General features: G+C 70.7%; 19 protein-coding genes. 4 read left to right on the top strand and 15 right to left on the bottom strand.

Annotation, left to right across the window (positions count from 1 at the left end; all coding sequences use genetic code 11):
* Positions 1–5 precede the first annotated feature (5 nt).
* Positions 6–1,184, bottom strand: coding sequence for a citrate synthase/methylcitrate synthase (locus PZB75_RS24670; protein WP_275538855.1), 1,179 nt, complete (start codon positions 1,182–1,184; stop codon positions 6–8).
* A gap of 122 nt (positions 1,185–1,306) precedes the next feature.
* On the opposite strand from PZB75_RS24670, the gene PZB75_RS24665 reads away from it, so the two are divergent.
* Entirely contained in the window at positions 1,307–2,611 is a 1,305-nt protein-coding gene (locus PZB75_RS24665; RefSeq protein ID WP_275537477.1) for a citrate synthase, read from the top strand.
* Positions 2,612–2,800: 189 nt separating this feature from the next.
* On the opposite strand, the gene PZB75_RS24660 is transcribed toward PZB75_RS24665, so the two are convergent.
* A complete protein-coding gene (locus PZB75_RS24660) occupies positions 2,801–4,933 on the bottom strand; it encodes a DNA topoisomerase IV subunit B (protein ID WP_275537476.1) in 2,133 nt (710 codons plus the stop codon).
* 437 nt (positions 4,934–5,370) lie between these two features.
* On the opposite strand from PZB75_RS24660, the gene PZB75_RS24655 reads away from it, so the two are divergent.
* Positions 5,371–5,604 carry a hypothetical protein gene (locus PZB75_RS24655; protein WP_275537475.1) on the top strand — a complete coding sequence of 78 codons (234 nt, stop codon included), beginning with the start codon at positions 5,371–5,373 and terminating at the stop codon, positions 5,602–5,604.
* A gap of 121 nt (positions 5,605–5,725) precedes the next feature.
* On the opposite strand, the gene PZB75_RS24650 is transcribed toward PZB75_RS24655, so the two are convergent.
* From PZB75_RS24650 to PZB75_RS24620, 7 genes are all read right to left on the bottom strand, one after another.
* A complete protein-coding gene (locus tag PZB75_RS24650) occupies positions 5,726–6,550 on the bottom strand; it encodes a serine protease (protein ID WP_275537474.1) in 825 nt (274 codons plus the stop codon).
* Between the two features lie 175 nt (positions 6,551–6,725).
* On the bottom strand, positions 6,726–8,276 hold the full coding sequence (locus tag PZB75_RS24645; protein WP_275537473.1) for an RNA polymerase sigma factor: 1,551 nt from the start codon (positions 8,274–8,276) through the stop codon (positions 6,726–6,728).
* Positions 8,277–8,595: 319 nt separating this feature from the next.
* Positions 8,596–9,462, bottom strand: a complete 867-nt coding sequence (locus tag PZB75_RS24640; protein ID WP_275538854.1) for a FadR/GntR family transcriptional regulator — start codon at positions 9,460–9,462, stop codon at positions 8,596–8,598.
* Between the two features lie 180 nt (positions 9,463–9,642).
* Entirely contained in the window at positions 9,643–11,412 is a 1,770-nt protein-coding gene (locus PZB75_RS24635; RefSeq protein WP_275537472.1) for an ABC transporter ATP-binding protein, read from the bottom strand.
* A 110-nt stretch (positions 11,413–11,522) separates the two neighbouring features.
* Positions 11,523–12,287: an NUDIX domain-containing protein gene (locus PZB75_RS24630; RefSeq protein ID WP_275537471.1), complete on the bottom strand. Its 765-nt coding sequence runs from the start codon at positions 12,285–12,287 to the stop codon at positions 11,523–11,525.
* 421 nt (positions 12,288–12,708) lie between these two features.
* Positions 12,709–14,010, bottom strand: coding sequence for a DUF4192 domain-containing protein (locus PZB75_RS24625; RefSeq protein WP_275537470.1), 1,302 nt, complete (start codon positions 14,008–14,010; stop codon positions 12,709–12,711).
* A 171-nt stretch (positions 14,011–14,181) separates the two neighbouring features.
* Positions 14,182–16,341 (bottom strand): DEAD/DEAH box helicase, encoded by a 2,160-nt coding sequence (locus PZB75_RS24620; protein WP_275537469.1) that lies wholly within the window; start codon positions 16,339–16,341, stop codon positions 14,182–14,184.
* Between the two features lie 528 nt (positions 16,342–16,869).
* On the opposite strand from PZB75_RS24620, the gene PZB75_RS24615 reads away from it, so the two are divergent.
* Positions 16,870–17,511: a hypothetical protein gene (locus PZB75_RS24615; RefSeq protein ID WP_275537468.1), complete on the top strand. Its 642-nt coding sequence runs from the start codon at positions 16,870–16,872 to the stop codon at positions 17,509–17,511.
* A gap of 48 nt (positions 17,512–17,559) precedes the next feature.
* On the opposite strand, the gene PZB75_RS24610 is transcribed toward PZB75_RS24615, so the two are convergent.
* The 5 genes from PZB75_RS24610 to PZB75_RS24590 form a co-directional block, all read right to left on the bottom strand.
* Positions 17,560–18,234: a hypothetical protein gene (locus PZB75_RS24610; protein WP_275538853.1), complete on the bottom strand. Its 675-nt coding sequence runs from the start codon at positions 18,232–18,234 to the stop codon at positions 17,560–17,562.
* A 32-nt stretch (positions 18,235–18,266) separates the two neighbouring features.
* Positions 18,267–18,977, bottom strand: coding sequence for a ribonuclease HII (locus tag PZB75_RS24605; RefSeq protein ID WP_275537467.1), 711 nt, complete (start codon positions 18,975–18,977; stop codon positions 18,267–18,269).
* Positions 18,978–19,171: 194 nt separating this feature from the next.
* Positions 19,172–20,080 (bottom strand): ADP-ribosylglycohydrolase family protein, encoded by a 909-nt coding sequence (locus tag PZB75_RS24600; protein WP_275537466.1) that lies wholly within the window; start codon positions 20,078–20,080, stop codon positions 19,172–19,174.
* A 12-nt stretch (positions 20,081–20,092) separates the two neighbouring features.
* Positions 20,093–20,752, bottom strand: a complete 660-nt coding sequence (locus tag PZB75_RS24595; RefSeq protein ID WP_275537465.1) for a histidine phosphatase family protein — start codon at positions 20,750–20,752, stop codon at positions 20,093–20,095.
* 145 nt (positions 20,753–20,897) lie between these two features.
* A complete protein-coding gene (locus tag PZB75_RS24590) occupies positions 20,898–21,503 on the bottom strand; it encodes a YdbC family protein (RefSeq protein WP_275537464.1) in 606 nt (201 codons plus the stop codon).
* Positions 21,504–21,955: 452 nt separating this feature from the next.
* On the opposite strand from PZB75_RS24590, the gene PZB75_RS24585 reads away from it, so the two are divergent.
* Positions 21,956–22,492 carry a TerD family protein gene (locus PZB75_RS24585; RefSeq protein ID WP_275537463.1) on the top strand — a complete coding sequence of 179 codons (537 nt, stop codon included), beginning with the start codon at positions 21,956–21,958 and terminating at the stop codon, positions 22,490–22,492.
* A gap of 174 nt (positions 22,493–22,666) precedes the next feature.
* On the opposite strand, the gene PZB75_RS24580 is transcribed toward PZB75_RS24585, so the two are convergent.
* Positions 22,667–25,561 (bottom strand): vitamin B12-dependent ribonucleotide reductase, encoded by a 2,895-nt coding sequence (locus PZB75_RS24580; RefSeq protein ID WP_275537462.1) that lies wholly within the window; start codon positions 25,559–25,561, stop codon positions 22,667–22,669.
* Between the last annotated feature and the right edge of the window lie 166 nt (positions 25,562–25,727).

The raw sequence follows: 25,727 nt of genomic DNA, 5'->3' as shown, positions 1-25,727 counted from the left end.
AGGGGTCAGAGCGCCGGGACGGGCTGCGGCGGGGGTGCGCCGACATAGCGCGCCGCCGGACGGATGATCTTCGAGTCCTCCGCCTGCTCCAGGATATTGGCGCTCCAGCCGACCACCCGCGCCGCGCAGAAGGTCGGCGTGAACATGGTGCGCGGCAGCCCGCACAGCTCCATGACGACGCCCGCGTAGAACTCGACGTTGGTGTGCAGTTCGCGGCCGGGTTTCAGCTCGGCGAGGATCGTCTCCACCTGTCGCTCGACCTCGACCGCGAGGTCGACGAGCGGGCCGCCGAAGCCCCGCGCGATGTCCCGCAGCATCCGGGAGCGAGGGTCCTCGGTGCGGTAGACAGGGTGTCCGAAGCCCATGATCCGCTCCCCGGCGAGCACCCGGTCACGAATCCAGCCGTCGATCCGGTCCGGGGTCCCGATCGCGTCCAGGGTGTCCAGGGCCCGGCTCGGCGCTCCGCCGTGCAGCGGCCCGGAGAGCGCGCCGATCGCGGCGACCAGGCAGGCGGCGACATCGGCGCCGGTGGAGGCCACGACGCGGGCGGTGAACGTGGAGGCGTTGAAGCCGTGGTCGATCGTGGACACGAGATAGCGCTCGACGGCCCGGGTCCGCTCGGCGTCCGGCGCGCTTCCGGTCAGCATGTGGAGGTAGTTGGCCGCGTACGGAAGGTCGTCACGCGGTTCGACGGGCTCCAGCCCCTGGCTCAGCCGGTGCAGTGCGGTGAGCGCGGTGGGTACGGCCGCGCAGAGGGCGAGGGCGTCCTCCCGGCGCTGTCCGGCGTCGATGTCGTAGACGGGCCGGAGGCCGGCCGTGGCCCCGAGCAGCGAGAGGGTGGTACGCAGTCCGGCGAGCGGGCCGGAGACGGAGCCTGACCGCGCTATCGCGGGCAGCGCCTCCCGCACTTCCTCGGGCAGGTGACGCAGGGGCGCGACGCGGGCGGCGAACCCGTCGCGGGCGCCCCGGTCGGGCAGCTCACCGTGGAACATCAGGTACCAGACGTCCTCGAAGGAGCGGGTCCGCGCGAGCTCGAGGGCCGAGAACTGCCGGTAGTGGTAGAACCCTTCGCGCCCCCGGACGTCTCCGAGAGCGGTGTCGGTGACGACCACCCCGGCCAGGCCGCGAGGTACGTCGAGCGGGTTCCTGACGCCGGTGGCTCCGGTGTCGCCGATGGTGGCCATGTCGCCCTCCAGGGGTCGTTCCGAGGATCGTTCGCGGTTCATCCGTAACTTGATTCGACCATCCATGGTTGACTCCAACCTTGTCAATATTGATTGAATCAATATGTGTACTGTGAGGCAGCGTGACGGATCAAGAGAGAAGTGGCGGCGACAGCGGCCCACCGGTGGCCCGTCGGCTCACCACCCGGGAGACGGCCGAGCGGTTGGGGGTGAAACCGGAAACGGTCTACGCGTACGTCAGCCGTGGCCAGTTGAGCAGTGAGCGGGCGCCAGGGGGGCGCGGCAGCACGTTCGACGCCGCCGAGGTGGACGCGCTGGCCAGGCGTACGGGGCGCAGAGAGCCCTCCCCGGCCGCCGGTGACCTGGTCTTCCGTACCGCGATCACACTCGTCGAAGGCGACCGCTACTACTTCCGGGGCGTCGACGCCACCGAACTGGCCCGCCGGCACAGCTACGAGGAGGTCGCCGAGTGGCTGTGGACCGGCGAACTGCGGCCGGGCATCCGCTTCACCGCGCCGGCCGAGGCACTGGACGCCGCACGGCGAGCGGTCGGCGCGCTGCCCGCGCACAGCGGCTCCACGGACCGGCTGCGGGTGGCGGTCGTCGCTGCGGCGGCAGCCGATCCGCTGCGCTTCGACCTCTCGCCCGGCGCGGTGCTCGCGGGCGCGCGGAACCTGATCCCGACGCTGGTCGGCGCCCTGTCGGCCGAGGGGCCGGGCGGGGGCCCGGACGACGACGGGGACCGCGGCGGTGGGGACGGCGGTGGCGGGTCCGCCCGTCGGCTCTGGTCGAGCCTCACCGCGCGTCCGGCCGACGACGCCTCGCTCGCCGTGCTGGACACGGCACTTGCCCTGCTGATCGACCACGATCTGGCCGCGTCGACCCTGGCCGCCCGGTTCGCCGCGTCCGCCCGCGCCCATCCGTACGCCGTGGTCTCGGCGGGCCTCGGAGTGCTGGAGGGGCCGCTGCACGGCGCGGCGAGCGGCCTGGCGCACCGGATGCTGGCCGAGGTGCTGGAACGGGGCGGCGCCGCTCCCGTGGTGTCGGACCATCTGCGCGCGGGACGCGGGGTGCCCGGACTCGGCCACCGTCTCTACACGGGTGAGGACCCGCGCGCCCGGACACTGTTCGACCTGCTCGCGCGGGTGCCGTGGGCCGCGTCCGCCCTGGAGGCCGCCCGTGACGTGGTCACCACGACCGCCCGCCACGTCCCGCTGCACGCCAATGTCGATCTCGCGCTCGCCGTACTCTCGGTGTCCGCCCGCATGCCCGCGGAGGCGGGGGAAACGGTGTTCGCGGTGGCCCGTACGGCGGGCTGGATCGCACACGCACTGGAGGAGTACGCGGAACGGCCGCTGCGCATGCGCCCCAGTGGCCGTTACGAGGGGCCCCGGCCGCCCCAGCCGCTGCCCGGACCCGCTCCGTGACCGCCTCTCTTCGGCGCGCCCCGTCGACGGCGCTCACCCTGCCACCGCTCCCCCGCCGGCTCCGCGACCGTCGGCGGTCCCACCGCTCCGCCGACCTGCTCACACGCACCGGGGCCGCCGCGTGCCGACGGGCATCGGCTCCGGGCCGGCCGTGGGTGGAGAACGCGTCCCCACCCACGGGTGGACGACTCAGGCGTCGATGCGCGAGCGGTCCAGTGTGGCCGCCGAGCTGGTGATGAACTCCTTGCGAGGAGCGACCTCGTTACCCATCAGGAGATCGAAGATCTGCTCGGAGGACTCCAGGTCGCCGATGTTGATCCGGCGCAGCGTCCGGTGCCTCGGATCCATCGTGGTCTCCGCCAACTGGTCGGCGTCCATCTCACCGAGACCCTTGTAGCGCTGGATCGAGTCCTTGTACCGGATGTTCTTGCGCTGGAGGCCGAGCAGCCGCTGGCGCAGCTCGTTGTCCGAGTAGGTGTAGATGTACTTGTCCTGGCCCTTCTTGGGCTGGACCAGCTCGATCCGGTGCAGCGGCGGCACCGCGGCGAAGACCCGGCCGGCCTCGACCATGGGCCGCATGTAGCGCTGGAACAGCGTCAGCAGCAGACAGCGGATGTGGGCGCCGTCCACATCGGCGTCCACGAGCAGGACGATCTTGCCGTAGCGAGCCGCGTCGATGTCGAACGTCCGGCCGGAACCCGCTCCTATCACCTGGATGATGGCGCCGCACTCGGCGTTCTTGAGCATGTCCGAGACGGACGACTTCTGGACGTTGAGGATCTTGCCCCGGATGGGCAGCAACGCCTGGAACTCGCTGTTGCGGGCGAGCTTCGCCGTGCCGAGCGCGGAGTCCCCCTCGACGATGAAGAGCTCGCTGCGGTCCACGTCGTCGCTGCGGCAGTCGGCCAGCTTGGCCGGGAGCGAGGAGGACTCCAGCGCGGTCTTGCGTCGCTGCGCGTCCTTGTGCTGACGGGCCGCGATCCGGGTACGGGCGGCGGCGACCGCCTTCTCCAGCACCGACCTGGCCTGCGCCTTCGCGTCCCGCTTGGTGGAGGTCAGGAACGCCTTGAGTTCCTTGGCGACCACATGGGCGACGATCCGGTTGGCCGCGGAGGTGCCGAGCACTTCCTTGGTCTGCCCCTCGAACTGGGGCTCGGCCAGCCGGACGGTGACGACGGCGGTGAGCCCTTCCAGGGCGTCGTCCTTGACGATGTCGTCCTCGGCGACCCGCAGCAGCTTGGCGGAGCGCAGGACCTCGTTGACCGTCCTGGTCACGGAGCGTTCGAAACCGCTCACATGTGTGCCGCCCTTGGGGGTGGCGATGATGTTGACGAACGACTTGACGTTGGTCTCGTACCCGGTGCCCCAGCGCATCGCGATGTCGACCCCGAGCTCACGGGTCACCTCGGTGGCCGTCATGTGGCCGCGCTCGTCCAGGACCGGCACCGTCTCCTTGAAGACCCCCTGTCCGGTCAGCCGCAGGACGTCGCAGACCGCCTTGTCCTGGGCCAGGTACTCGCAGAACTCGCTGATCCCGCCGTCGAAACGGAACGTCTCCACCGTCCTGCCCTCGCCGTCGGCCTCCCGCTCGTCGCGCACGACGATGGTGAGGCCGGGGACGAGGAACGCCGTCTGGCGGGCCCGTTGGTACAGGTTCTCCAGGTTGAGCTTGGCGTCCTTGAGGAAGATCTGCCGGTCGGCCCAGTAGCGCACCCGGGTGCCGGTCCGGTTCTTCGGCACCCGCTTGCCCTTGTGCAGCCCGTTGGCCGGGTCGAACGGACTGTCCGGCCCCTGCTCGGTGAAGAAGCCCGGAACGCCACGGCGGAAGCTGATCGAGTGGGTGGCGCTGTTCCGGTCGACCTCGACGTCGAGGCGTGCCGACAGGGCGTTCACGACGGAGGCACCGACCCCGTGCAGACCGCCGGAGGCCGCGTACGACCCGCCGCCGAACTTGCCTCCCGCGTGCAGCTTGGTCATCACGACCTCGATGCCGGAGAGCCCGGTCTTCGGTTCGACGTCGACCGGGATGCCCCGGCCGTTGTCCCGCACCTCGACGGAGCCGTCCTCGTACAGGATGACCTCGATGTGGTCGCAGTAGCCACCGAGGGCCTCGTCGACGGAGTTGTCGATGATCTCCCAGAGGCAGTGCATCAGGCCCCGGCTGTCCGTGGACCCGATGTACATCCCGGGGCGCTTGCGCACCGCCTCCAGCCCCTCCAGGACGAGCAGGTGCCGCGCGGTGTAGTTGGAGCTGTCCTTGTCTACGACGCCCCCTGCTCCGGTCAGCAGCGCAGTGGACGGCACGGACGTATCGGCGGTCACGCGGTTCGCTCCTCGCTGAATTTCATTTGGGGCCCAGTGGGTAGCGGGCTCGGCTTCGGTTGCCGCTGAGAGGGTACCGATGCCTGGTGGAGCGGGTGCAACGCCACCCTCGGAGAACCCTCACACTAGTCCAGCCTCGCATGCACGTTCGATCCCAGGGTGAGAGTGACATGCACATCACGTTCCCTTCGGAGGCATGAACCATTTAGGCTCCGGGCACGTCCTCATGAACAAGCCGGCAAGCCAGCCGGAGGGACCGACCGAAGACAAGCAAAGCGAAACCGTAGAGCTACGCGATACGGCACATTCGCCGCCAACCGGCAACAGACAGCCATCTTGAGAAGAAGTTTCGAAGAAAAGCCACGAGCGGGAACGTTTTCGGCCTGGTTGGATGTTGACCCTGGTACGACAGCTCGTCGAGCTAGAGAAGAGGCGACGTGACTACTGTTCTGACCCCCGCGAGCCCGCTGACCGCAGCAGACCGCTGCGACCGCTGCGGCGCCCAGGCATATCTGCGCGTCGTCCTGACCAGCGGCGGTGAACTGCTCTTCTGCGCCCACCACGGTCGCAAGTTCGAGCCGGAACTCAAGAAGATCGCCGCGGAAATACAGGATGAGACGGACCGGCTGACGGCCGCACAGGCCCACGCCGCCCAAGAGGAACAACACTGACACCTCGCGTCCACGACGAGCCAAGGGTCGGTTTCCCGGACCGGCCGACGGGCGGCCTCCCCCCGCGTGGGGGCAGGCCGCCCGTTCTCGTGCGCGCTCGTACGCGGGGAGACCGCCCCGCTCAGACCCGGCCGGCCATCCACCGGGCGGCGGCCGAGAGACGCGTGTAGACACCCGGACTGGCCGCCTGGCCGCATCCACTGCCCCAGGAGACCAGGCCGATGAGCCTGCCCCGGGCCACCAGCGGCCCCCCGCTGTCTCCCTGGCAGGCGTCGTGCCCGCCCTGAGGGTCGCCCGCACAGAGCATCGAGGACGCGTCGTACGCCCCCTCCTGGCCCCCCGGGTACGCCTTCTGGCAGGTACTGTCGGGCAGGACGCGCACGCGTGTGGAGCGCAGGGCCGATGCGTAGCTGCCGCCGCCACTCGTATCGCCCCAGCCGTAGACCACCGCACCGGTCCCCGGCTCGTACGCCGCGTCCCCGGCCTCCGCCACCGGGATCGCGCTCCCGGCCGGGAGCGCTTCGGTCAGGGTGAGCACCGCCAGATCACCGGCGTTGGTGGTCGGGTCGTACCCCGGATTGACCCACGTCCGGCTCACCGGGATCTCCCGGCCACCGCCCGCGTTCAACTCGTCGCGCCCGGTGATGACCCCGAGATCGCGCACCCTGCCGACGTCGATGCCGAGCACGTCCGCGCTGAGGCAGTGCGCCGCGGTCAGCACCTTCGTCGGGGCCACCACGACCGCCCCGCAGAACTGCCCCGCCCGGCCTTCACCGAAACGGTCACGGCTGGACAGGGCCACGACCCACGGAGCGTCCCTGACATGGGCGGGCTGGCCACCGATGACGATGCTGTCGGCCACTGCCCGCGACGGAGCGAGCGGCACGGTTGCCGCTGCGGTCAGCGCGAACACCGAAAGGGCGGTGCGGACGGCGGTGCGGGGCATGGGAACTCCTGACGCTGTGGTGAACGATGTCCACCCAGAGTCATCCCCACGGACGATCACCGCATGCCCGGATAGGCCGAGGGCCCGGCTCCCCTGGAGTCCGGGCCCTCGGCCTGCGTAGACGCACCCCTACCGCCACGGCATGCCGCCGCGTCGGCCGGTACCGCTCACGGCTCTAGTCGAGGTAGTCCCGGAGCACCTGGGAACGGGACGGGTGGCGCAGCTTCGACATCGTCTTGGACTCGATCTGGCGGATGCGCTCGCGCGTCACGCCGTACACCTTGCCGATCTCGTCCAGGGTCTTCGGCTGACCGTCGGTGAGGCCGAAGCGCATCGAGACCACACCCGCCTCGCGCTCCGACAGGGTGTCGAGCACCGAGTGGAGCTGCTCCTGGAGGAGCGTGAAGCTGACCGCGTCGGCCGGGACGACCGCCTCGGAGTCCTCGATGAGGTCACCGAACTCGCTGTCCCCGTCCTCACCCAGCGGGGTGTGGAGGGAGATCGGCTCGCGGCCGTACTTCTGGACCTCGATGACCTTCTCAGGGGTCATGTCGAGCTCCTTGGCCAGCTCCTCCGGGGTGGGCTCGCGGCCCAGGTCCTGGAGCATCTGACGCTGCACGCGCGCGAGCTTGTTGATGACCTCGACCATGTGCACCGGGATGCGGATGGTACGGGCCTGGTCGGCCATGGCGCGGGTGATCGCCTGACGGATCCACCAGGTGGCGTACGTGGAGAACTTGTAGCCCTTGGTGTAGTCGAACTTCTCGACCGCGCGGATCAGACCGAGGTTGCCCTCCTGGATGAGGTCCAGGAAGAGCATGCCGCGACCGGTGTAGCGCTTGGCCAGCGAGACCACCAGACGGAGGTTGGCCTCCAGCAGGTGGTTCTTGGCGCGGCGGCCGTCCTCAGCGATGATCTCCAGCTCACGCTTGAGCTTCGGCGCGAGCTTGTCGGCGTTGGCCAGCTTGTCCTCGGCGAACAGACCGGCCTCGATGCGCTTGGCGAGTTCGACCTCCTGCTCGGCGTTGAGGAGGGGAACCTTGCCGATCTGCTTCAGGTAGTCCTTGACCGGGTCGGCCGTGGCGCCGGCGACAGCGACCTGCTGCGCGGGCGCGTCGTCCTCGTCGTCGTCGGAGAGGACGAAGCCCTTGTTCTCGCCCTCGCCCTCCTCCTCCTCGCCCTTGCCGGCCTGGACTTCCTCGGTCGCCTCGTCACCGTCGAGCAGCTCGTCGGCGTCCTTCTTGCCGGCCTTCTTCGCCGTGGTCTTCTTGGCCGCGGTCTTCTTCGCCGTGGTCTTCTTGGCAGCCGTCTTCTTCGCTGCCGCCTTCTTGGCGGGAGCGGAGGCGGTGGCGTCGTCGGCCGCCGCGTCCACGGTCTCGGCCGTCGGCCTCGCGGTGGCCGCGACGGTCCTCGTCACCGCCGTCTTGGCGGCGACGGTCTTGGTGGCGGTGCGCTTGACCGGGCTCTTCGCTGCGACGCTCTTGCGGGTGCGCTTCGGCGATTCCGCGGCACTGACCATCAGCGTCACACCCTCTTCCTCGAGGATCTGGTTGAGGCTGCGCAGAACATTCTTCCACTGGGTTGGCGGAATCTGGTCGGCCTCGAAGGCCCGACGCACGTCATCGCCGGCGATCTGCCCATCAGCCTTTCCCCGCTCGATGAGCGCCATCACAGACTCGGACTCGGCGATCTCCGGCGGGAGCGTACGGGATGTGCTGGCCGACACGAACAACCTCTCGGAACGATGGAAACGGCTTCCGGTCCGGCCCTGGAGGGCTGGAACCGACGACCGTCGGCCGGGAATGTGCCGACGGCGCGGGTTTGGCCTCAGAACTGCACAGCGCACCCTGGGGTTGCTGTATTCCTTCTGCGACGGTCACCTCTTAAGTCATCGCACTGTTTCGAGGAGTGTTACGCCCAATCCACGTGGCCCGAGTCACACCCCATTTGCGATGAACGGTGCGCAAGGTGACAAGACTCCACAATTGTGTCGCCGGACCGTGCGGTCCGGCGACACTGGTTCGTACACCCCGGTCGCGCCGCGTTCAGTGCTCGCGCGGCGCGGGCACCACCCGTTCCACGTCCGGGTGAGCGACGAGCAGTTGGCGCATGGCCGTCTCGGCGCCGACGGAGTCGCCCGAGGCGAGGGCACCGGCGATCCGGGCGTGGTGGGCGAGGGACGTCTCCGTGGGGCGGTCACAGCCGGCGACGGGGCCTCCGGAGACCTGGAGGGCCGAGGAGACGATGCCCGAGAGGTGTTCGAGCATGCGGTTGCCGGCGGCCTGGATGAGCAGGGCGTGGAACTCGGCGTCCGCCCGGGAGAAGGTGATCCCGTCGCTCTGGGCGAGCGCGTGGCTCATGATCTCGACCATGTCCCCGAGACGCTGCTGGATGTCCTCGCGACCGTGCCCCGCGGCCAGCCGCGCGGCCAGCGGCTCGATCGTCCAGCGGAGCTCGCTGAGCTCCCGGCGCTGGTCGTCGCGCTGCGGCCCGAAGGCCCGCCACTCGATGATGTCGGGGTCCAGGAGGTTCCAGTCGCTGACCGGGCGGACCCGGGTGCCCACGTTCGGACGGGCGCTGACCAGCCCCTTCGCCTCAAGTACGCGCAGCGACTCGCGTACGACGGTCCGGGAGACCTCGAAGCGCTGGCCGATCTCTTCGGGGACGAGCGGCCGGTCGGCGCCGAGGTCGCCGGAGACGATCATCTGTCCCAGCTGCTGAACGAGTTGGCCGTGCAGGCCACGGCCCCGGCTGGCCGAACCGCGTCGGCTCACCCGGCCCAGCTCGGCGTCGGCGCCGTCCCACGGGCGGATGGCGGCGCGCTCGCCGGCCGGCGCCTCCGTGTACGGGTAGCGGTCGAGATCACCCGAGCCGGCGAGGCCGGAGTCGGCGGAACGGGCGGCGGTCATCATGGTGTGCGCAAGGGTACTCACGCATCCTTTGTCGGCGTCCGTTCGTCGCCTCTTGAGGTCTTTGGTGAAAAGCACACGAAAGGGTGATCGGCGCCCGCCTCCCAATTGACGCCTTAGCGGGTCAAAGCGTGCATTTCGCGGGGAGTTGCGCGCTCACACCGATTCAACGGTCCCGGATGATCACCAACGAACTCTGCCCCGAAGGCTGGTGAACAAATATGCACAGATCAGGGCGGAAAGCGACAACGACAGTGCCGCCCCGACAGGTTGCGCCACCACTCGGACAGCAGCCAGCACCCATCGATCGATTTCGTGCGGCCACTGAACCCAGGCCAGACCCCGCACCCTGGACGGAAACCCGATGGCCGAACGCGCGGCCGGGTCCGCCAGTACCTTCTTGACGAGCGGCACCACGAGCACGGGGACGGCGAGGACGGCGGCCACCCCGGCCCCCGTCACCCGGAAGACGCCCGCGGCCAGCAGACCGGCCCAGGCGCAGCCGACGGTGAGACCCGCCCAACTCGCCGCGAGCGTGGCCGCGTTCCGAGGCATCGCGGTCAAGGCACCGCCGTACAGGAGGTGGAGGACCTCCGCGTCGACCAGGACGACGAGCAGAGCGAGCGACAGGGCGGTGGCCGCCGACACGATCAGTTTCGCCAACAGCAGGCCGAGGCGCCGGGGAACGGTCCCACGGCCGGCCGCGAGCGCGGGATAGCGGAACTCGTCGCCGAAGGAGAGCGCGCCGAGCAGTCCGGCTCCGAGCGCGGCCGGGGGCAGCGGCAGCAGGGCGGGCCAGGCCGCCAACCGGTCAGGCTCGGGCGCGCGGCCGGTACGGGCGAGCAGAACGGAGAGCAGGGCGGAGACGACCACGACCGAGGCCACGATCAAGGCGGTTGTCCTGACCCCGAACAGACGGCGCAGTTCGTAGCGCAGCGGCTGGAGCGGGCCGCGAGCGGCACGCACCGGGATGAGGGGCGCGCGTCCGGGACTGGCGCCACCGGGAAACGGGGAGCCGGGGGGCGCCCGGAAGGACCCGGACCGATCGGCTGTGGCGGCTGTGGCGGCGTCGGGGACGGGAGCACCGACGCCGGTCTCGTCGGCGAGTCGGTGCACGGGAATGCCGTGCCGGAAGGCCGCGTCGCCGATCTCCGCGCAGCTGCTGCCGTACACCGAGAGGCGGCCGTTCTCCTCGGTGACGACTTCCATGGAGCGGCGTGCGGTGCGCGCCTCACGGCTGACCACCGCGGCGAGTCTGGCCGCGTGCGGGGTCCGGACGGCGACGCGGGGGCGGAGCCGGGTACGGGCGAAGTCCGCGGCGTCCTGATCGGCGACGAGCCGCCCGTGGGCGAGGGTGACCACCCGGTCGGCCGCGCGCGCGGCCTCCTTGGGGTCGCCGGTGGTGTAGAGAACCGTGCCTCCCCGGGCCGCATGGGTCCGCAGCATCCCGTACAACCATGCCTTCTCGCGCGGAGAGAGTCCTTCGGCGGGCCCGTCGAGCAGCAGGGCGTGCGGGTCGCCCAGGATCGCGGACGCGAGTCCGAGCCGTCGGTCCATGCCGGCCGAGAGCGTGCCGATGCGCTGGTCCCCCAGGCCGGCCAGTCCCACGGCTTCGAGCACGTCGTCGGCCCGCCCGACGGAGACACCCGCGGCGGCGGCGAGCATGCGGAGTTGGCCCCGGGCGGTCCGGGCCGGGTGGCCCGGTACGTCCCCGAGGAGCACCCCCACCTCTCGGGCGGGGTGCGCGACCCGGTGCAGCGGCCGGCCCCGGAAGTAGGTGATGCCCCGTCCGGGTTCGAGTTCGAGCATCAGCCTGAGGGCCGTGGTCCTGCCCGACCCCGGAGCGCCGAGGAGCGCGGTGACCTGCCCGGGGCGGGCTTCGAACGTCAGGTCGTCCAGGGCGGGCGGTCGGTCACGACGGGGGGCGCTGGTGAGTCCGAAGGCCTGGAGCATCGCTTCTCCCGCGGAAGATGAGACCGCTCGACGGCAGTGGGTACCGCAGCACGATAACGCGACATTTCAGACTTTTGTTGCAGCGTCGTCACGGTGGGCGCTCCGTCGGCTCAGACCTCGGGCCTCAGCATCGGAGGATTGAGCACCGTGGCCGCCCCCGCCCGGAAGAGCTGGGCGGGCCGCCCTCCCTGGCGCGTGGTCGTCCCTCCGGCCGGCACCAGGAAGCCCGGGGTTCCGGTGACCTTGCGATGGAAGTTACGGGGATCGAGGACCACTCCCCAGACGGCCTCGTACACCCTGCGCAGTTCGCCGACCGTGAAGGCGGGCGGGCAGAACGCGGTCGCCAGCGAGGAGTACTCGATCTTGGAGCGGGCCCTTTCGACCCCGTCGGCGAGAATACGGGCATGGTCGAACGCCAGCGCTGACGCTTGTCCGTCCTCGTGCCCGAAGCCACCTTCCGGGCCCAGCAGGTCGTCGACGGGTGACCACCGCGCGCTGTTCGCGTCACCGCCCGCGCGGGGCGCCGGCAGATCGGGGGCCAGAGCGAGATGGGCGACGCTGACGACCCGCATCCTCGGGTCCCGCTCGGGTGCGCCGTAGGTCGCGAGCTGTTCGAGGTGCGCGCCGTTACCGGTCGCCGGGGACGCCGCGTCGTGCGCGCACAGTCCGGTCTCCTCGACGAGTTCACGCGCCGCCGCGGCGCCCAGGTCCTCGTCCGCCTTGACGAAGCCGCCCGGCAGCGCCCACCGGCCCTGGTACGGCGGCTCACCGCGCCGCACGACCAGGGCGCAGAGCGCGTGGCGGCGTACCGTCAGCACGACCAGGTCGACGGTGACGGCGAAGGGCGGGAAGCTCGACGGGTCGTAGGGCGGCATGCCGTGATCATAGTCGTCTGCCTGACGATAAACACTCCTTTCGTGAGGACCGGAGCCCGCTGCCGGAGCCCACCACCGAGCCCGCTGACAGCGGGCTCCACCACGGAACCCCCTCCCACGGCACGGTGACCGCCCCAAGGCGGGTACGGGACGCGGTGAGCGGTCCGCCGGTGCGCGGGCGGCGATGTCCCGGATCGCGCACGCCCCGTCTCCCGCTGCGTCTTCCCACGGACCACGACCACCGCGCCCCCCCCTGAGCCTGCTGGACGTCCGCTCCCTCCGCTCCCCGAACTCCAGCGCTGAGCGGTGGCGTTGGAGTTCGGCGGCCGAAGGCCGAACGGCGGCGTTCCGGCCCGCCCGAGCGTTGTTCCGGCCCGCCGTCCCTGTACCGCCGTAGCCCCGTGGGATCGGGATATGGCCGTCATCGTCCGCTCCTGGTTCCGCTCGGTCCCTGGCGGCGGGCGTCCCGGACACGTCGTCGTGCCGGTCCGGACTCGGTGCGCGCGGAGCCGGGCGGCCTCCTCGGGGCAGGGACCTTCCGCGTGCTCACCCGGCAGGGCCGCGGCCGGGGACTCGTACGGCGGGTGCCGCGCACGGCCCGTCCGCTGCGCTCACCGCGCAGACAGCTGCGCAGGGTCTCCGGATCGAGTCCCTGGTTGCAGGCTTGATGGAGGAGCAGGGCGAAGGTGTACTCAGGATCGGCCCGCAGGGCGAGCCCCAGGGCGACACGGGCGCCCGGCTCGTCACCGGTCGACCAGGACACCCATCCGGCGAGTGCGAGGGGGGCTGCTGCGTGCTCGACGTACGGCCCGACACATCGGCGGGAGAGCGCCCGCCACAGCCGTAGCGCGGACTCCGCCTCCGGGCCTTCCATCCGTTCCGCGGCCTTGTCCCGGGTCTCCCTGTCCTGGAGGCCGAGAATGACCGCGGCGGCCTCTTCGTGGCTGATCAGCCGGTCGTCCCGGGTGTCCGCGGCGGCAGGAGCGCCCTGCGGAGCCCGCCGCAGACGCCTCATGAGCCGGTGGGCCAGCCGCAGCGTCTCCCCGCCGACCTCCGCCCGGCCCGTCGCGTCGAGAATCCTGGGCACCAGCGCGGCGCCCGCCGTGTCCAGGGCCTTGCGCTGTTCCGCCACCGCCGAGGTCTGCCACGGCGTGAGCCGCGCTTCCATCTCCCGCAGCGATCCGCGTACTTGAATGCCCGCGTAGGTGGCGGCCGCCGCCATCACGGAGGTGCCCGGCATGGACAGCGGCCTGCCCTCGGGCGGGCAGCAGCGGGCGTCGGGGCAGCAGTACGACCAGTAGCGCCCGTCGGAAATGCACAGTGCCTCCAACACCGGTACGTCAAGGGCTCCGCAGGAGGTACGCAGACGCTGGGCGAAGGGGCGCAGCCGTTCCATGGTGCGGCTGCCGGTGTCACCTTCGGCGGAATCCTGACAGAGGAAGATCACGACGGCGTCGGGACGGTCCCCGCGCCTCTCACTCCCCTTGATCAGGCATTCGGCGAGCTGATCGGCGACGTGCGGCCATTCCTGTGGTGCCCGCGGAATGCCCAGCCGGAGCCGGCCGCCGAAACGGCCTCGGCCTCCGTGCAGGGCGACCATGACCACGCTGTCGTTCGGGTGGAACCCCATGAGGTACGGAAGGGCGTCGGCCAGTTCGGAGGGACCGCGCAGGGTGATCTCCTGCTCGTCCGCAGGACTGGTGGATTCGTGGTGCTGGTTCATGGCACGACCGTCCCGCGTTCGGCGAGATCCCGCGACCCCCTGTGGATAACTTGTCCACAGCCTCATCGGTCCGTTCGCGGCCCGCCGGAGACATCGGGTTGCATGGACCCTCGGGAGGGAGCCATGGGACAGAGACTGCGTCTTCCATCGGCGCGGGCAGAACGCAGAGGCTCAGCCCGCCGCGGCGAGCACCAGCGGAAGGACCTGTTCGCTGCCCGCCCGGCGCAGCAGTCGGGCAGCGACTGCGAGCGTCCAGCCCGAGTCGGTGCAGTCGTCCACGAGCAGGACGGGGCCCGGAGAACTCGCCAGGGCACCGGCCAGCTCCTCGGGGACGGCGAAGGCGCCGGAGAGCGCCTTGAGGCGTTGGGCGGAGTTGCTGCGGCGTGCCGCGTGCGCGCCGTTCGGGCCGGTGTACGTCAGGGCGCCCAGGAAGGGAAGGCGGCCGATGGTCGCGATTCCCTGGGCGAGGGAGCCGACCAGTTGCGGACGGGTCAGGGATGGTACGGCGACGACCCCCACCGGCCGGGCGGAGACGTCCGGGACATTCGCCGCCCAGCCGCCCGGGGAGCGCGCCCAGTCGGCGAGGACCGCCACCGCGGCCCGCAGGACGTCGTCGGGGACCGGCCCGTCCGGCGCGTTCTCGGCAAGCAGCGGGCGCAGCCGGTTCCCCCAGCCGATGTCCGACAGCCGCCCCAGGGCACGTCCGGCGGAGCACTGCTCCTTGGCGGGGATGCGCCCCTTGAGGTCGACGCCCAGCGCGGGCATCCCCGTCGGCCACATACGGCGCGGCTCGATCTCCACCCCCGGGCGGTCCAGCTCCTTCGTCGCCCCCGTCAGCGTCTCCGCCGAGACGGAGGATTCGGCCCAGGCTCCCGCGCAGTTGTCGCAACGGCCGCACGGGGCCGCCCCCTCGTCGTCCAGCTGCCGGCGCAGGAACTCCATCCGGCACCGGGACGTGCTCACGTAATCACGCATGGCCTGCTGCTCCGCCGCCCGCTGCCGCGCCACCCACGCGTAGCGTTCGGCCTCGTACACCCACTCGGCTCCGGTGGCCGTCCAGCCGCCCTTCACCCGCTTGACGGCGCCGTCGACATCCAGCACCTTCAGCATCGACTCCAGCCGGCTGCGCCGCAGTTCCACCGCCGCCTCCAGGGCAGGCACCGACAGCGGCCGCCCCGCACCGGCGAGGGCCGAGAGGGTCTGGCGCACCTGCGCCTCCGGCGGAAAGGCGGTGTCGGCGAAGTAGCGCCAGATGGCCTCGTCCTCCTTGCCCGGCAGCAGCAGCACATCGGCGTGGGCCACGCCACGGCCCGCGCGCCCCACCTGCTGGTAGTAGGCGATCGGCGAGGACGGCGAACCCAGATGCACCACGAAACCCAGGTCCGGCTTGTCGTAGCCCATGCCCAGCGCCGATGTCGCGACCAGTGCCTTGACCCGGTTCTCCTGCAGGTCGACCTCGGCCTGCAGCCGGTCGGCGTTCTCCGTCTTGCCGGTGTACGAGGCCACGCGGAAGCCGCGCAGTCGCAGGAATGCCGTGGCCTCCTCGGCCGCGGCCACGGTCAGCGTGTAGATGATTCCGGAGCCCTGCAGCTCGTCCAGGTGCTCGGCGAGCCAGGCCAGGCGGTGCGCGGCATCCGGCAGCCGGACCACACCGAGCCGAAGGCTCTCCCTCTCCAGCGGGCCGCGCAGCACCAGGGCCTCGCCCGCGCCGGTACCCAACTGCTCGGCCACGTCCGCGGTGACCCGCGCGTTGGCGGTCGCGGTGGTGGCCAGCACCGGCACACCCGCCGGCAGCTCGGCCAGCATCGCCCGCAGCCTGCGGTAGTCGGGGCGGAAGTCGTGGCCCCAGTCGGAGATGCAGTGCGCCTCGTCGACCACCAGCAGGCCGGTCGTGGCCGCGAGCTTGGGCAGCACCTGATCGCGGAAATCCACCGAATTAAGACGTTCGGGACTTACCAGGAGAACGTCGGTCTCGCCGCGCTCCACCTCCCCGTAGATCGTGTCCCACTCCTCCGGGTTGGCCGAGTTGATGGTGCGCGCCCGGATACCGGCCCGCGCCGCCGACTCGACCTGGTTGCGCATCAGCGCCAGCAGCGGCGAGATGATCACCGTCGGGCCCGCGCCACGCCGGCGCAGCAGAGCGGTGGCCACGAAGTACACCGCCGACTTGCCCCAGCCGGTGCGCTGCACCACCAGCGCCCGTCGGCGCTCCTCCACCAGAGCCGCCACCGCCTGCCACTGGTCCTCCCGCAGCCGCGCCGCGCCGCCCGGGGCGCCGACGAGCTCGGCGAGGATGGCATCGGCTTCGGTGCGGAGCTCCAGGTTGTCCATGCCCCCATGCAACCCGATGGCAGGCACAATCGACCAATTCACCCCACGTGACAACCGACTCATGAACGGTCCGGCTCACGGACCACGGCGCTCAGCGGGTGCGCCCACCGCACGAGGCCCGTCGTCGGCACCGAGCGGACCGGGACGCCGGCGCCGGTGAGCGGAACCGTACCGCTCGTGAACTGGGCGGAACCGTATCGCTCGTGAACGATGTGCCGACACCGGCCGGACACCCACCGTGGCGACACGACCGCTGCGCCGGGCCGGGACGTGAAGGCGTGTTTCCGCTGGTCCTCGGCGTTCAGGCGGGACGAGTGGCGTCAGTGGTGCCCTTCTTGGGCAGGGATATCAGTGTCATTCCGGCTGATACCCGTCAGCCGCGCCATATTGCTCGTTGCCGCCCGCCGGTACGCCAGGAAGAATCGGACCCGCTCCCCGCACAGTCTTTCGCGGCCCGGAAGAGCTGTGCCACGGCGCGCCCTCACCCGACCCTGCCCGCACCGTGGGCGCGTATGCGAAGGGAGGACCGTGACCTTCGGATTCGCTCCGTCCGCAGCCACCCCGGTGCCGTCCGCCACGGCGTCCGCCGGCTCCGCCGGCCATCTCTCCAGAATGCTCGAACCGGCCGAATGGGCAGCCGCGGGCATACCGTTGCTGCGCAGCCCGCGCGAAGTCGTCAACGGCCTGCACGCCCGGCACCGGCCGACCCCGGCGACCGCCGTCGTCGCCGTGCTCGACCACGAGGAACGGCTCACGGCGAGCGCGTCCTTCGTCCGCCACCCGGCCGGCGCGGTGGACGGCTGGGAGTTCCGCAACGCGTTGCTGGCTCACCTGCGCCGCGTCGTACCGCACGATCTCCGCCGGCGCACCCCTGTCCGTACCGGCGTGCTTCTGTACTGCCGGGAAGGGGACGAACGCTGGACGGAGGAGGACGGGGCGTGGATGTGGGGGCTGCGGGACGCCTGCACGCTCCACGGCCTGCGGTGCGGCGCGTACATCACACTGACCCGCGGCGGCTGGCAGGTGCTGGGCGACGGACGCGGCGGACGCCGGCCCAGTTCCGTGTCGCGGCCCGTCTCCCTCGCCGACAGTTCCCTCGGCCCCGCTCCCGGTCCGTCGCGCTCGGGTGGTGGCGCCGCCGAGGCGCTTCGGCACGCCGCCGCCCGGTGAAGGACCCGGCCACCCCTCACGGGCAGCCGGGTCCCGCACTCGTACGGCTCAGACGCCGGCGCCAAGCGCGGCGTTGATCCGCTGCGGCTCACCGCACACGATCAGCAGCGCACCGGCGCGCTCCCGCGCCAGCGGCAGGGCACGGGCGGCGCTGCCGTCGGTGTCGCCGTTGACCGCGACCACCACCACGGGACGGGACTTCGCACGCCGCGCCGCCGTGGCGTCGGCGAAGAAGACGTCGTCGGCGGCGTCGTGCAGGGCCCAGTAGGCGGCCTCACCGAAGGTGAGCTCGTGAGCCGCCCACGGGTGCCGCTCGCCGGTGGTCAGCACCAGGATGTCGCCCGGTGCCCGCCCGGAGTCGAGCAGCAGGTCCACGGCCTCGTCGGCCGCTTCGAGTGCGCCGTTCATCGGGGCCGGGACCAGTTGGATCTCCGGAGTGGAACGATTCTCCTTCTGGGCCGTCCGGGGTCGGCCAGGGGTCGGCACGGGGGCGGCGGTGGACGTGGACTGCGCGCGCTGCGCCGGGGGCGCGGGCCGCGCGGGACCGGGCCCGGGGCGTCCGGGGCGCGGCGTGGCCGCGGTTCGCGGACCGGGTACGGGACGGGGGGTCGGCGCGGTACGGCCGGCGGCCGGAGTGACGCGGGGACCCTGGGCGCTCTCGTGAATCTGAGGCTCCTCGGGGGTGAGAGGCGTGAATGGTTGTCTGTCGCACGCCGATCGGATGGCATCGGCGGATGTCTGGTGCGTGTGCGCGGTCAGAAGTCGAAGCCGAGCTGGCCCCCGCTTTCCAGTGCGGCCGCCTCGGCGGAGAAACGGACCTTCTTCAGGTGCTGCCACCTGGGCAGCGCGTCGAGATAGGACCAGGAGAGGCGGTGGTGAGGTGTGGGCCCCCGCTCCTCCAGCGCGGCACGGTGCACGGGCGACGGGTAGCCGGCGTTGGCATCGAACGCGAAATCCGCGTACTCACCGGAATCCGCGCCCAGTTCGGCCATCATCAGATCCCTGTGCACCTTGGCGATCACCGAGGCCGCCGCCACCGCGACACAGGACTGGTCCCCCTTGATGACCGTGCGGACCTTCCAGGGGGCTCCGAGGTAGTCGTGCTTGCCGTCGAGGATGACCGCGTCCGGACGTACGGGGAGCACGTCCAGGGCGCGGACCGCGGCGAGCCTGAGCGCGGCAGTCATCCCGAGTTCGTCGATCTCCTGAGGCGAGGCGTGGCCGAGGCCGTAGGCGGTGACCCAGCCCCGCAGAAGCGGTGCCAGCTCCGTGCGGCGCTTGAGGGTGAGCAGCTTGGAGTCCGTGAGCCCGGCGGGGGGTTTGCGGAGACCGGTGACAGCCGCGCAGACGGTGACAGGTCCGGCCCACGCGCCACGCCCGACTTCGTCAACACCGGCGACGGTCTTGGCACCGGTGGTGGCGCGCAGCGAGCGCTCGACAGTGTGCGTGGGAGGTTCGTACGGCATGGCGCCAGTCAGCGTACGCCGATGGGAACGCGGGCGACACCCCGGGGCACCAGGTCGCTGTCACGGCCGGCCGCCGCCGCGCCGCCGGTGGCCGGTCCGGGTGTCCCGCCCGGGACGGCGCCGGGAGCCGTTCCGCCCCACGCGTCGTTCACCCCAGCCGCGTGAGACACCGGGCGCGCGCTGAGCGGAGGCGGTCAGACGGCCGGTCCGGTGAGCCAGTCCGGCAGCTCTTCCGTCCGCGCCAGCCACCGCGCGGGCGGCGCACCGACCGCGCCCGAGGCGGTGATCCCGCCCACGATGGCGCAGGTCGTGTCGATGTCGCCGCCGGCCTGCGCGGTCACCCAGAACGCCTCTTCGAAATCACTGAGGCTCCTGGCCGCCGACCAGAGCGCGAACGGCACGGTGTCGTGCGCGCTCGTGCGGCGGCCGTTGCCGAGAACGGCCGCGACCGTGGCCGGATCGCGGTAGTCGAGGAGGTCGCGCGCCCTGCGCAGGCCGGCTTCGACCGCGCTGCGCGGCAGAAGCGCGATGACCCTGTCGAGCAGGCCCGTCGGTGTGGGCGGCCCGTCCGGTGCGGCGGCGAGCGAGGCCGCAGCGGCCACGGCCATCGCTCCCACGACCGCCTCGCGGTGCTGATGTGTGGTGTACGAGGAGATCTCGGCCTGGTGCGTGGCCTGCTCCGGGTCGTCCGCGTACCAGGCGCCGAGCGGCCCGATCCGCATGGCGGAGCCGTTCCCCCACGATCCCTGGCCCTTGAAGAGTCCCGATGCGAGACCGCGCCAGTCGCCACCCTCCCGGACCAGTCCGAGCAGCCGGTTCACGGCGGGGCCGTAGTCCCGGTCCGGGTCGTGGTGGCGGGCGAAGGAGTGGGCGAGCGCGTCCTGGTCGATGCGGTCGTGTGCCAGGAGGACGGCCAGGACCGAGCAGGCCATTTCCGTGTCGTCGGTCCATCGCCAGGGGCCTGGCGGCAGCTCGCGCCGTTTCAGTGAGGGATAGTTGACGGGGAGGGAGAACTGGGAGCCCAGAGCGTCTCCGAGGGAGAGCCCGCGCAGGCTGGCCAGGGCGCGTTCGAAGCGCCGGCCGGGAGTGTGATCAGCGGTCATCGCTCCGCAACCCTATCCGGTGATGCCGTACGGCTCGGGGACCCGCCACCGCTCGAACGGCCGGTCAAGCGTGTACCGGCCGTCGTCCCCGAGCAACAGGGTGCGTGTCTCGGCGTTGCCCGGATTGGACAGCGACTCGAACTCCGCCACCGACCAGTGGAACCAGCGCATGCAGAACAGCCTCATCGTCAGCCCGTGGGTGACCAGCAGCACGTTCGGAGGATGATCGGGGTCCTCGAAGCTGCGGTGCAGGCTCTCCAGGAACGCGCCGACCCGGTCGTACACGTCGGCCCCCGACTCGCCCTGCGCGAAGCGGTAGAAGAAATGGCCGTAGGCGTCCCGGTACGCCTTCTGCAGTCGTACGTCCTCGCGGTCCTGCCAGTTCCCCCAGTCCTGCTCGCGCAGCCGGGGCTCCTCCCGTACCCGGACCCGGCCGAGGTCGAGACCCAGTGACCCGAACGTCTCGTGCGTGCGCCGGTAGGGCGAGACGTACACGCTGACGCGTTCGCCGCCGAACAGCTCGCGCAGTCCCTCGCCCGTCTCTCTCGCCTGTCGCAGCCCCGCCGGGGTGAGCCCCAGCGCGTGATCGGGTTCTCGTTCGTACACCGTGTCGTCGGCATTGCCCTCGGATTCTCCGTGCCGGACGAGGACTATGCGTTGCGGTCGTGCCATGCATCGACCCTACGGGCTGTCCCGTGGTCCCTGTGGAACAGCGCGCGGCGCCGGGTGCGGCGCACGGGCGGCCTTCTCCCCGAAGCCGTCCCCGAAGCCTTGCGGCCCCCGCGCCCGGACCGCCGCCCGGGGCAGGGCGGACCGATCAGACGGTCCAGGACGGTTCGAGCTGCACGACGTCCCCGGCCAGAGCGACGACGTCCTCCTCGATCCCCGCGCGCAGGGAGAGCCGTTCGACGCTGTTCGGCCGGTACTTGCCGCGCTCCGCGCTCGACTGCCACATCGACAGCACCAGGAACTCATGGCCCGGCGCCTCCCCGAACGCCCCCCGCACCATGCCGGGCGATCCCGCCATCGCCGGATTCCACACCTGGCGCTGCATCAGTGAGAAGTGCTCGACCCGGTCCTCGTGCACGCGGCTGTGCGCCACCCGCACCACGTCCACATCGGTGAACACGGGCTCGAAGCCGGTCTTCACATCGAAGCGGTACTCGAAGAGCTTGACCTGGGCGTCCTTGTACGTCCCGGACTGGGCGGCGGCCAACTGCTCATGTCCCCGCGCCATGAACGAGTCGTAGAAGACACGGTTCTCCCAGAACGCGAACACATGCGCCACGTCCGGTCGTTCCCGGCTCCACCCCCCGCCCTGTCCCCTGAATCCCGGCTCACCGAGCAGCCCCGCCCACTTTCGCTGCCCCCGCTCGAAACCACGGCGGTCCACCGCGGTGCAGCGAATCCACTTGACCAGCACCGAGCCATCGTACGGTGCCGGACGTGGCGCGGGTCACGCTCTGACGGAGTACACGCGAATCGGTCATCCGCCCGCCGCCAGGCGCGCCCTCCGGGATGTGTACGCGCACAATGGCTTGATCCGAACGGTCCCCTCCTCACCCCGCGCGCCTTTCGACGGACCGAGGACGCGAACAGCCACGCCCGGCCGCGCGCCGCGCTCGGTGCAGCTCATCGGTGAGGCGGCGCGGGCGTCTCCGTCCCGGTGCCCGTGGTTCGTACGCCGACGACCGCCACCGCGCGCTCCTCACCGGCCCTCGTACCACCCCGCCGGTCGTGGCCTCCGTCGACTTGGCCCGATTACGCCGTCCCGTCCCGCTTCCCCGGGTCGAGCCGGTTGGTTCCACGGTCGGTTACGGACATGATCGGACGGTGCGGCCGTTCCGTCGGCCCAGCGGCAAGGAAGGAAGTCCGATGAGCACCCCCAACAAGGACCTCGAAAAGGTCGAGGTGAGCGTCAAATGGGACCCCAGTCCCCACGGCGAGCCGCCCAACGACCTCGACATCATCGCGGCGACGTACCCGGCGGACGAGCCCTACGGCAGCCCCGCGTACCTCGTGCACTTCGACAGCCGTTCACCGGACGGCACCATCACCCTGAACCGGGACAGCCGCACCGGACAGGGATTCGGGTACGACGAGGTCATGACGCTGGAACTGGACCGGTTGGCCACGTCGTACGGCCGGGTCGTCGTCGGGGTCGCCATCCAGCAACGCGAAGGCCGCAAGACCTTCGGCGAGATAGAGAACACCGGCGTCCTGATCCGCGAGGGCTACACCAAGCTGTCGGAGGACGACCTCTCCGGGGTCGCCGACGCCTCGGCGGCGGTCGTCGCGGAGTTCGTCCGGGACGCCTCCGGTGTCTGGGAGTTCCACAGCGCGGTGCGCGGTTTCGACGGCGATCCCGAATCGTTCGCGGCACGCATGGGGAACCGCGCCACGGACGTGTGAGACGTCCCGCTCCGGAGCGGCCGCCGGACGGGCGAAGCGGTGTCCCCCCGGAGCGCGGTGCTCCGGGGGGACAGGCCGTTCGGTCACTCGGGCGTCAGCGGACGGACCGCTCCCGTCTCACCCTGCCACTGAGGACGAGGGACGGCGGGGACGGTCGTCGCCGGCCGGCGCGGTTCAGCTGCACCCGCTGGTGGAACCGCATCCCTCGCAGATGTAGCAGGAACCCGCCCGCTGCATCTTCGTACCGCAGGAGAAGCAGAGCGGTGCGTCCGCGCTGATCCCGAGCTGCATCTCGACGAGTTCCGCCGAGGTGTGCACGGTCTTCGGGGCGGGCTGCTCGGCCACCTCGGGGTCGACGACCGCCTTCAGCGGCTCCGCCTGGAGCGGTGCCGACTGGGACAGGCCCTCGACGTCCATCTCGTCGTCGCTCATGGACTGCTCGTACGAGCCGGTGTCCAGATGACGCTGACGCTCCTCCGCCGAGTGGATGCCCAGCGCCGAACGCGTCTCGAACGGCAGGAAGTCGAGCGCCAGGCGGCGGAAGATGTAGTCGACGATCGACTGCGCCATCCGCACGTCCGGGTCGTCCGTCATGCCGGCCGGCTCGAAACGCATGTTGGTGAACTTCGAGACGTACGTCTCCAGCGGGACGCCGTACTGGAGCCCGACCGAGACGGCGATCGAGAAGGCGTCCATCATGCCCGCCAGGGTGGAGCCCTGCTTGGACATCTTGAGGAAGACCTCGCCCAGACCGTCGTCCGGGTAGGAGTTGGCGGTCATGTAGCCCTCGGCGCCACCGACCGTGAAGGAGGTCGTGATGCCGGGGCGGCCCTTGGGGAGACGCTTGCGGACCGGTCGGTACTCGACGACCTTCTCGACCGCGGCCCGGATGGTCTCCTCGGCCTTCTCGGTGACCTCGGCCTTCTCCTTGGACTTGGTCTTGGCCGAGAGCGGCTGGCCCACCTTGCAGTTGTCGCGGTAGATCGCGAGCGCCTTGACGCCCATCTTCCACGCCTCGAAGTAGACCTCTTCGACGTCCTCGACGGTGGCCGTCTCCGGCAGGTTCACGGTCTTGGAGAGAGCGCCGGAGATCCACGGCTGGATGGCCGCCATCATCCGGACGTGACCCATCGCGGAGATGGAACGCTCACCCATCGCGCAGTCGAAGACGCTGTAGTGGTCCTCCTTCAGACCCGGAGCGTCGACCACGTTGCCGTTCTCGGCGATGTGGGCGACGATCGCCTCGATCTGGTCCGGCCGGTACCCGAGGCGGCGCAGCGCCTGCGGAACCGTACCGTTGACGATCTGCATCGAGCCGCCGCCGACCAGCTTCTTGAACTTGACCAGCGCGAGGTCGGGCTCCAGACCGGTGGTGTCGCAGGACATCGCGAGACCGATGGTGCCGGTGGGCGCGATGACCGACGCCTGCGCGTTGCGGAAACCGTTCTTCGCTCCGAGGCGCAGGACGTCCTGCCAGGCCTCCGTGGCGGCCGCCCAGACCGGCGAGTCCAGGTCGTCCACGAAGACGGCCTTGGCGTTCGCGTCGGAGTGCTGCTTCATGACGCGCTGGTGCGGCTCGGCGTTGCGGGCGTAGCCGTCGTACGGGCCGACGACCGCCGCGAGCTCCGCCGAGCGCCGGTACGACGTGCCGGTCATCAGCGAGGTGATGGCGCCGGCGAGCGCGCGACCGCCATCGCTGTCGTAGGCGTGACCGGTCGCCATCAGCAGGGCGCCGAGGTTCGCGTAACCGATGCCCAGCTGGCGGTAGGCGCGGGTGTTCTCGGCGATCTTCCGGGTCGGGAAGTCGGCGAAGCAGATGGAGACGTCCATCGCGGTGATGACGAGTTCGACGACCTTGGCGAAGCGCTCGACCTCGAAGGACTGGTTGCCCTCCCCGTCGTCCTTGAGGAACTTCATCAGGTTCAGCGAGGCCAGGTTGCACGAGGTGTTGTCCAGGTGCATGTACTCGCTGCACGGGTTCGAGCCGTTGATGCGGCCCGACTCCGGGCAGGTGTGCCAGGCGTTGATGGTGTCGTCGTACTGGATACCGGGGTCGGCGCAGGCCCACGCGGCCTCGGCCATCTTGCGGAAGAGGGACTTGGCCTCGACCTCTTCGATGACGTCACCGGTCATCCGGGCGCGCAGCCCGAACTTGCCGCCGGACTCGACGGCCTTCATGAACTCGTCGTTCACCCGGACCGAGTTGTTGGCGTTCTGGTACTGGACGGACGTGATGTCGTCGCCGCCCAGGTCCATGTCGAAGCCCGCGTCACGGAGGGCGCGGATCTTCTCCTCCTCCTTGACCTTGGTCTCGATGAAGTTCTCGATGTCCGGGTGGTCGACGTCGAGGATGACCATCTTGGCCGCGCGTCGGGTGGCCCCACCGGACTTGATCGTTCCGGCGGAGGCGTCGGCGCCGCGCATGAAGGAGACCGGACCGGAGGCGTTGCCGCCGGAGGAGAGCAGTTCCTTGGAGGAGCGGATGCGGGAGAGGTTCAGGCCGGCTCCGGAGCCGCCCTTGAAGATCATGCCCTCCTCCTTGTACCAGTCGAGGATCGACTCCATGGAGTCGTCGACGGCCAGGATGAAGCAGGCGGAGACCTGCTGGGGCTGGGGCGTGCCCACGTTGAACCACACCGGCGAGTTGAAGCTGAAGATCTGGTGCAGGAGGGCGTACGCCAGCTCGTGCTCGAAGATCTCGGCGTCCGCGGGAGAGGCGAAGTAGCCGTGCTCCTCGCCGGCCTTCCGGTACGTCTTCACGATCCGGTCGATGAGCTGCCGGAGACCGGTCTCGCGCTGCGGAGTGCCGACCGCCCCACGGAAGTACTTGCTGGTGACGATGTTGACCGCGTTCACCGACCAGAAGTCGGGGAACTCGACGCCACGCTGCTCGAAATTGACCGAGCCGTCGCGCCAATTGGTCATGACGACGTCACGGCGCTCCCATGCCACCTCGTCGTACGGATGCACGCCGGGGGTGGTGTGGATTCGCTCGATGCGCAGACCCTTGCCGGCCTTGGATCCCTTGGTGCGGGAACCTCGTGCCGGGCCGCTCGCCGTCTCTGTCATGCCGCCTCCCATATATGGGCAAAAACGCCCTGAAGTGCCCAGAACTTCCCGGGGCACAGTGTGTATCGATGATCCGCACGCCGCCCACGGTGCCCGGAACAGGTATGTGTGCCGTCGGACCCCGGCCAGGAGCGATCGCTCGGCCCCTGGCCGGTCCGTCCGCGTC

The organism is Streptomyces sp. AM 4-1-1 (assembly GCF_029167625.1).
In the GTDB taxonomy this organism is placed as follows: Bacteria; Actinomycetota; Actinomycetes; order Streptomycetales; family Streptomycetaceae; genus Streptomyces.
The sequence above is the reverse complement of the archived record's forward strand: the minus strand, read 5'-3'. Positions and strand labels throughout refer to the sequence as shown.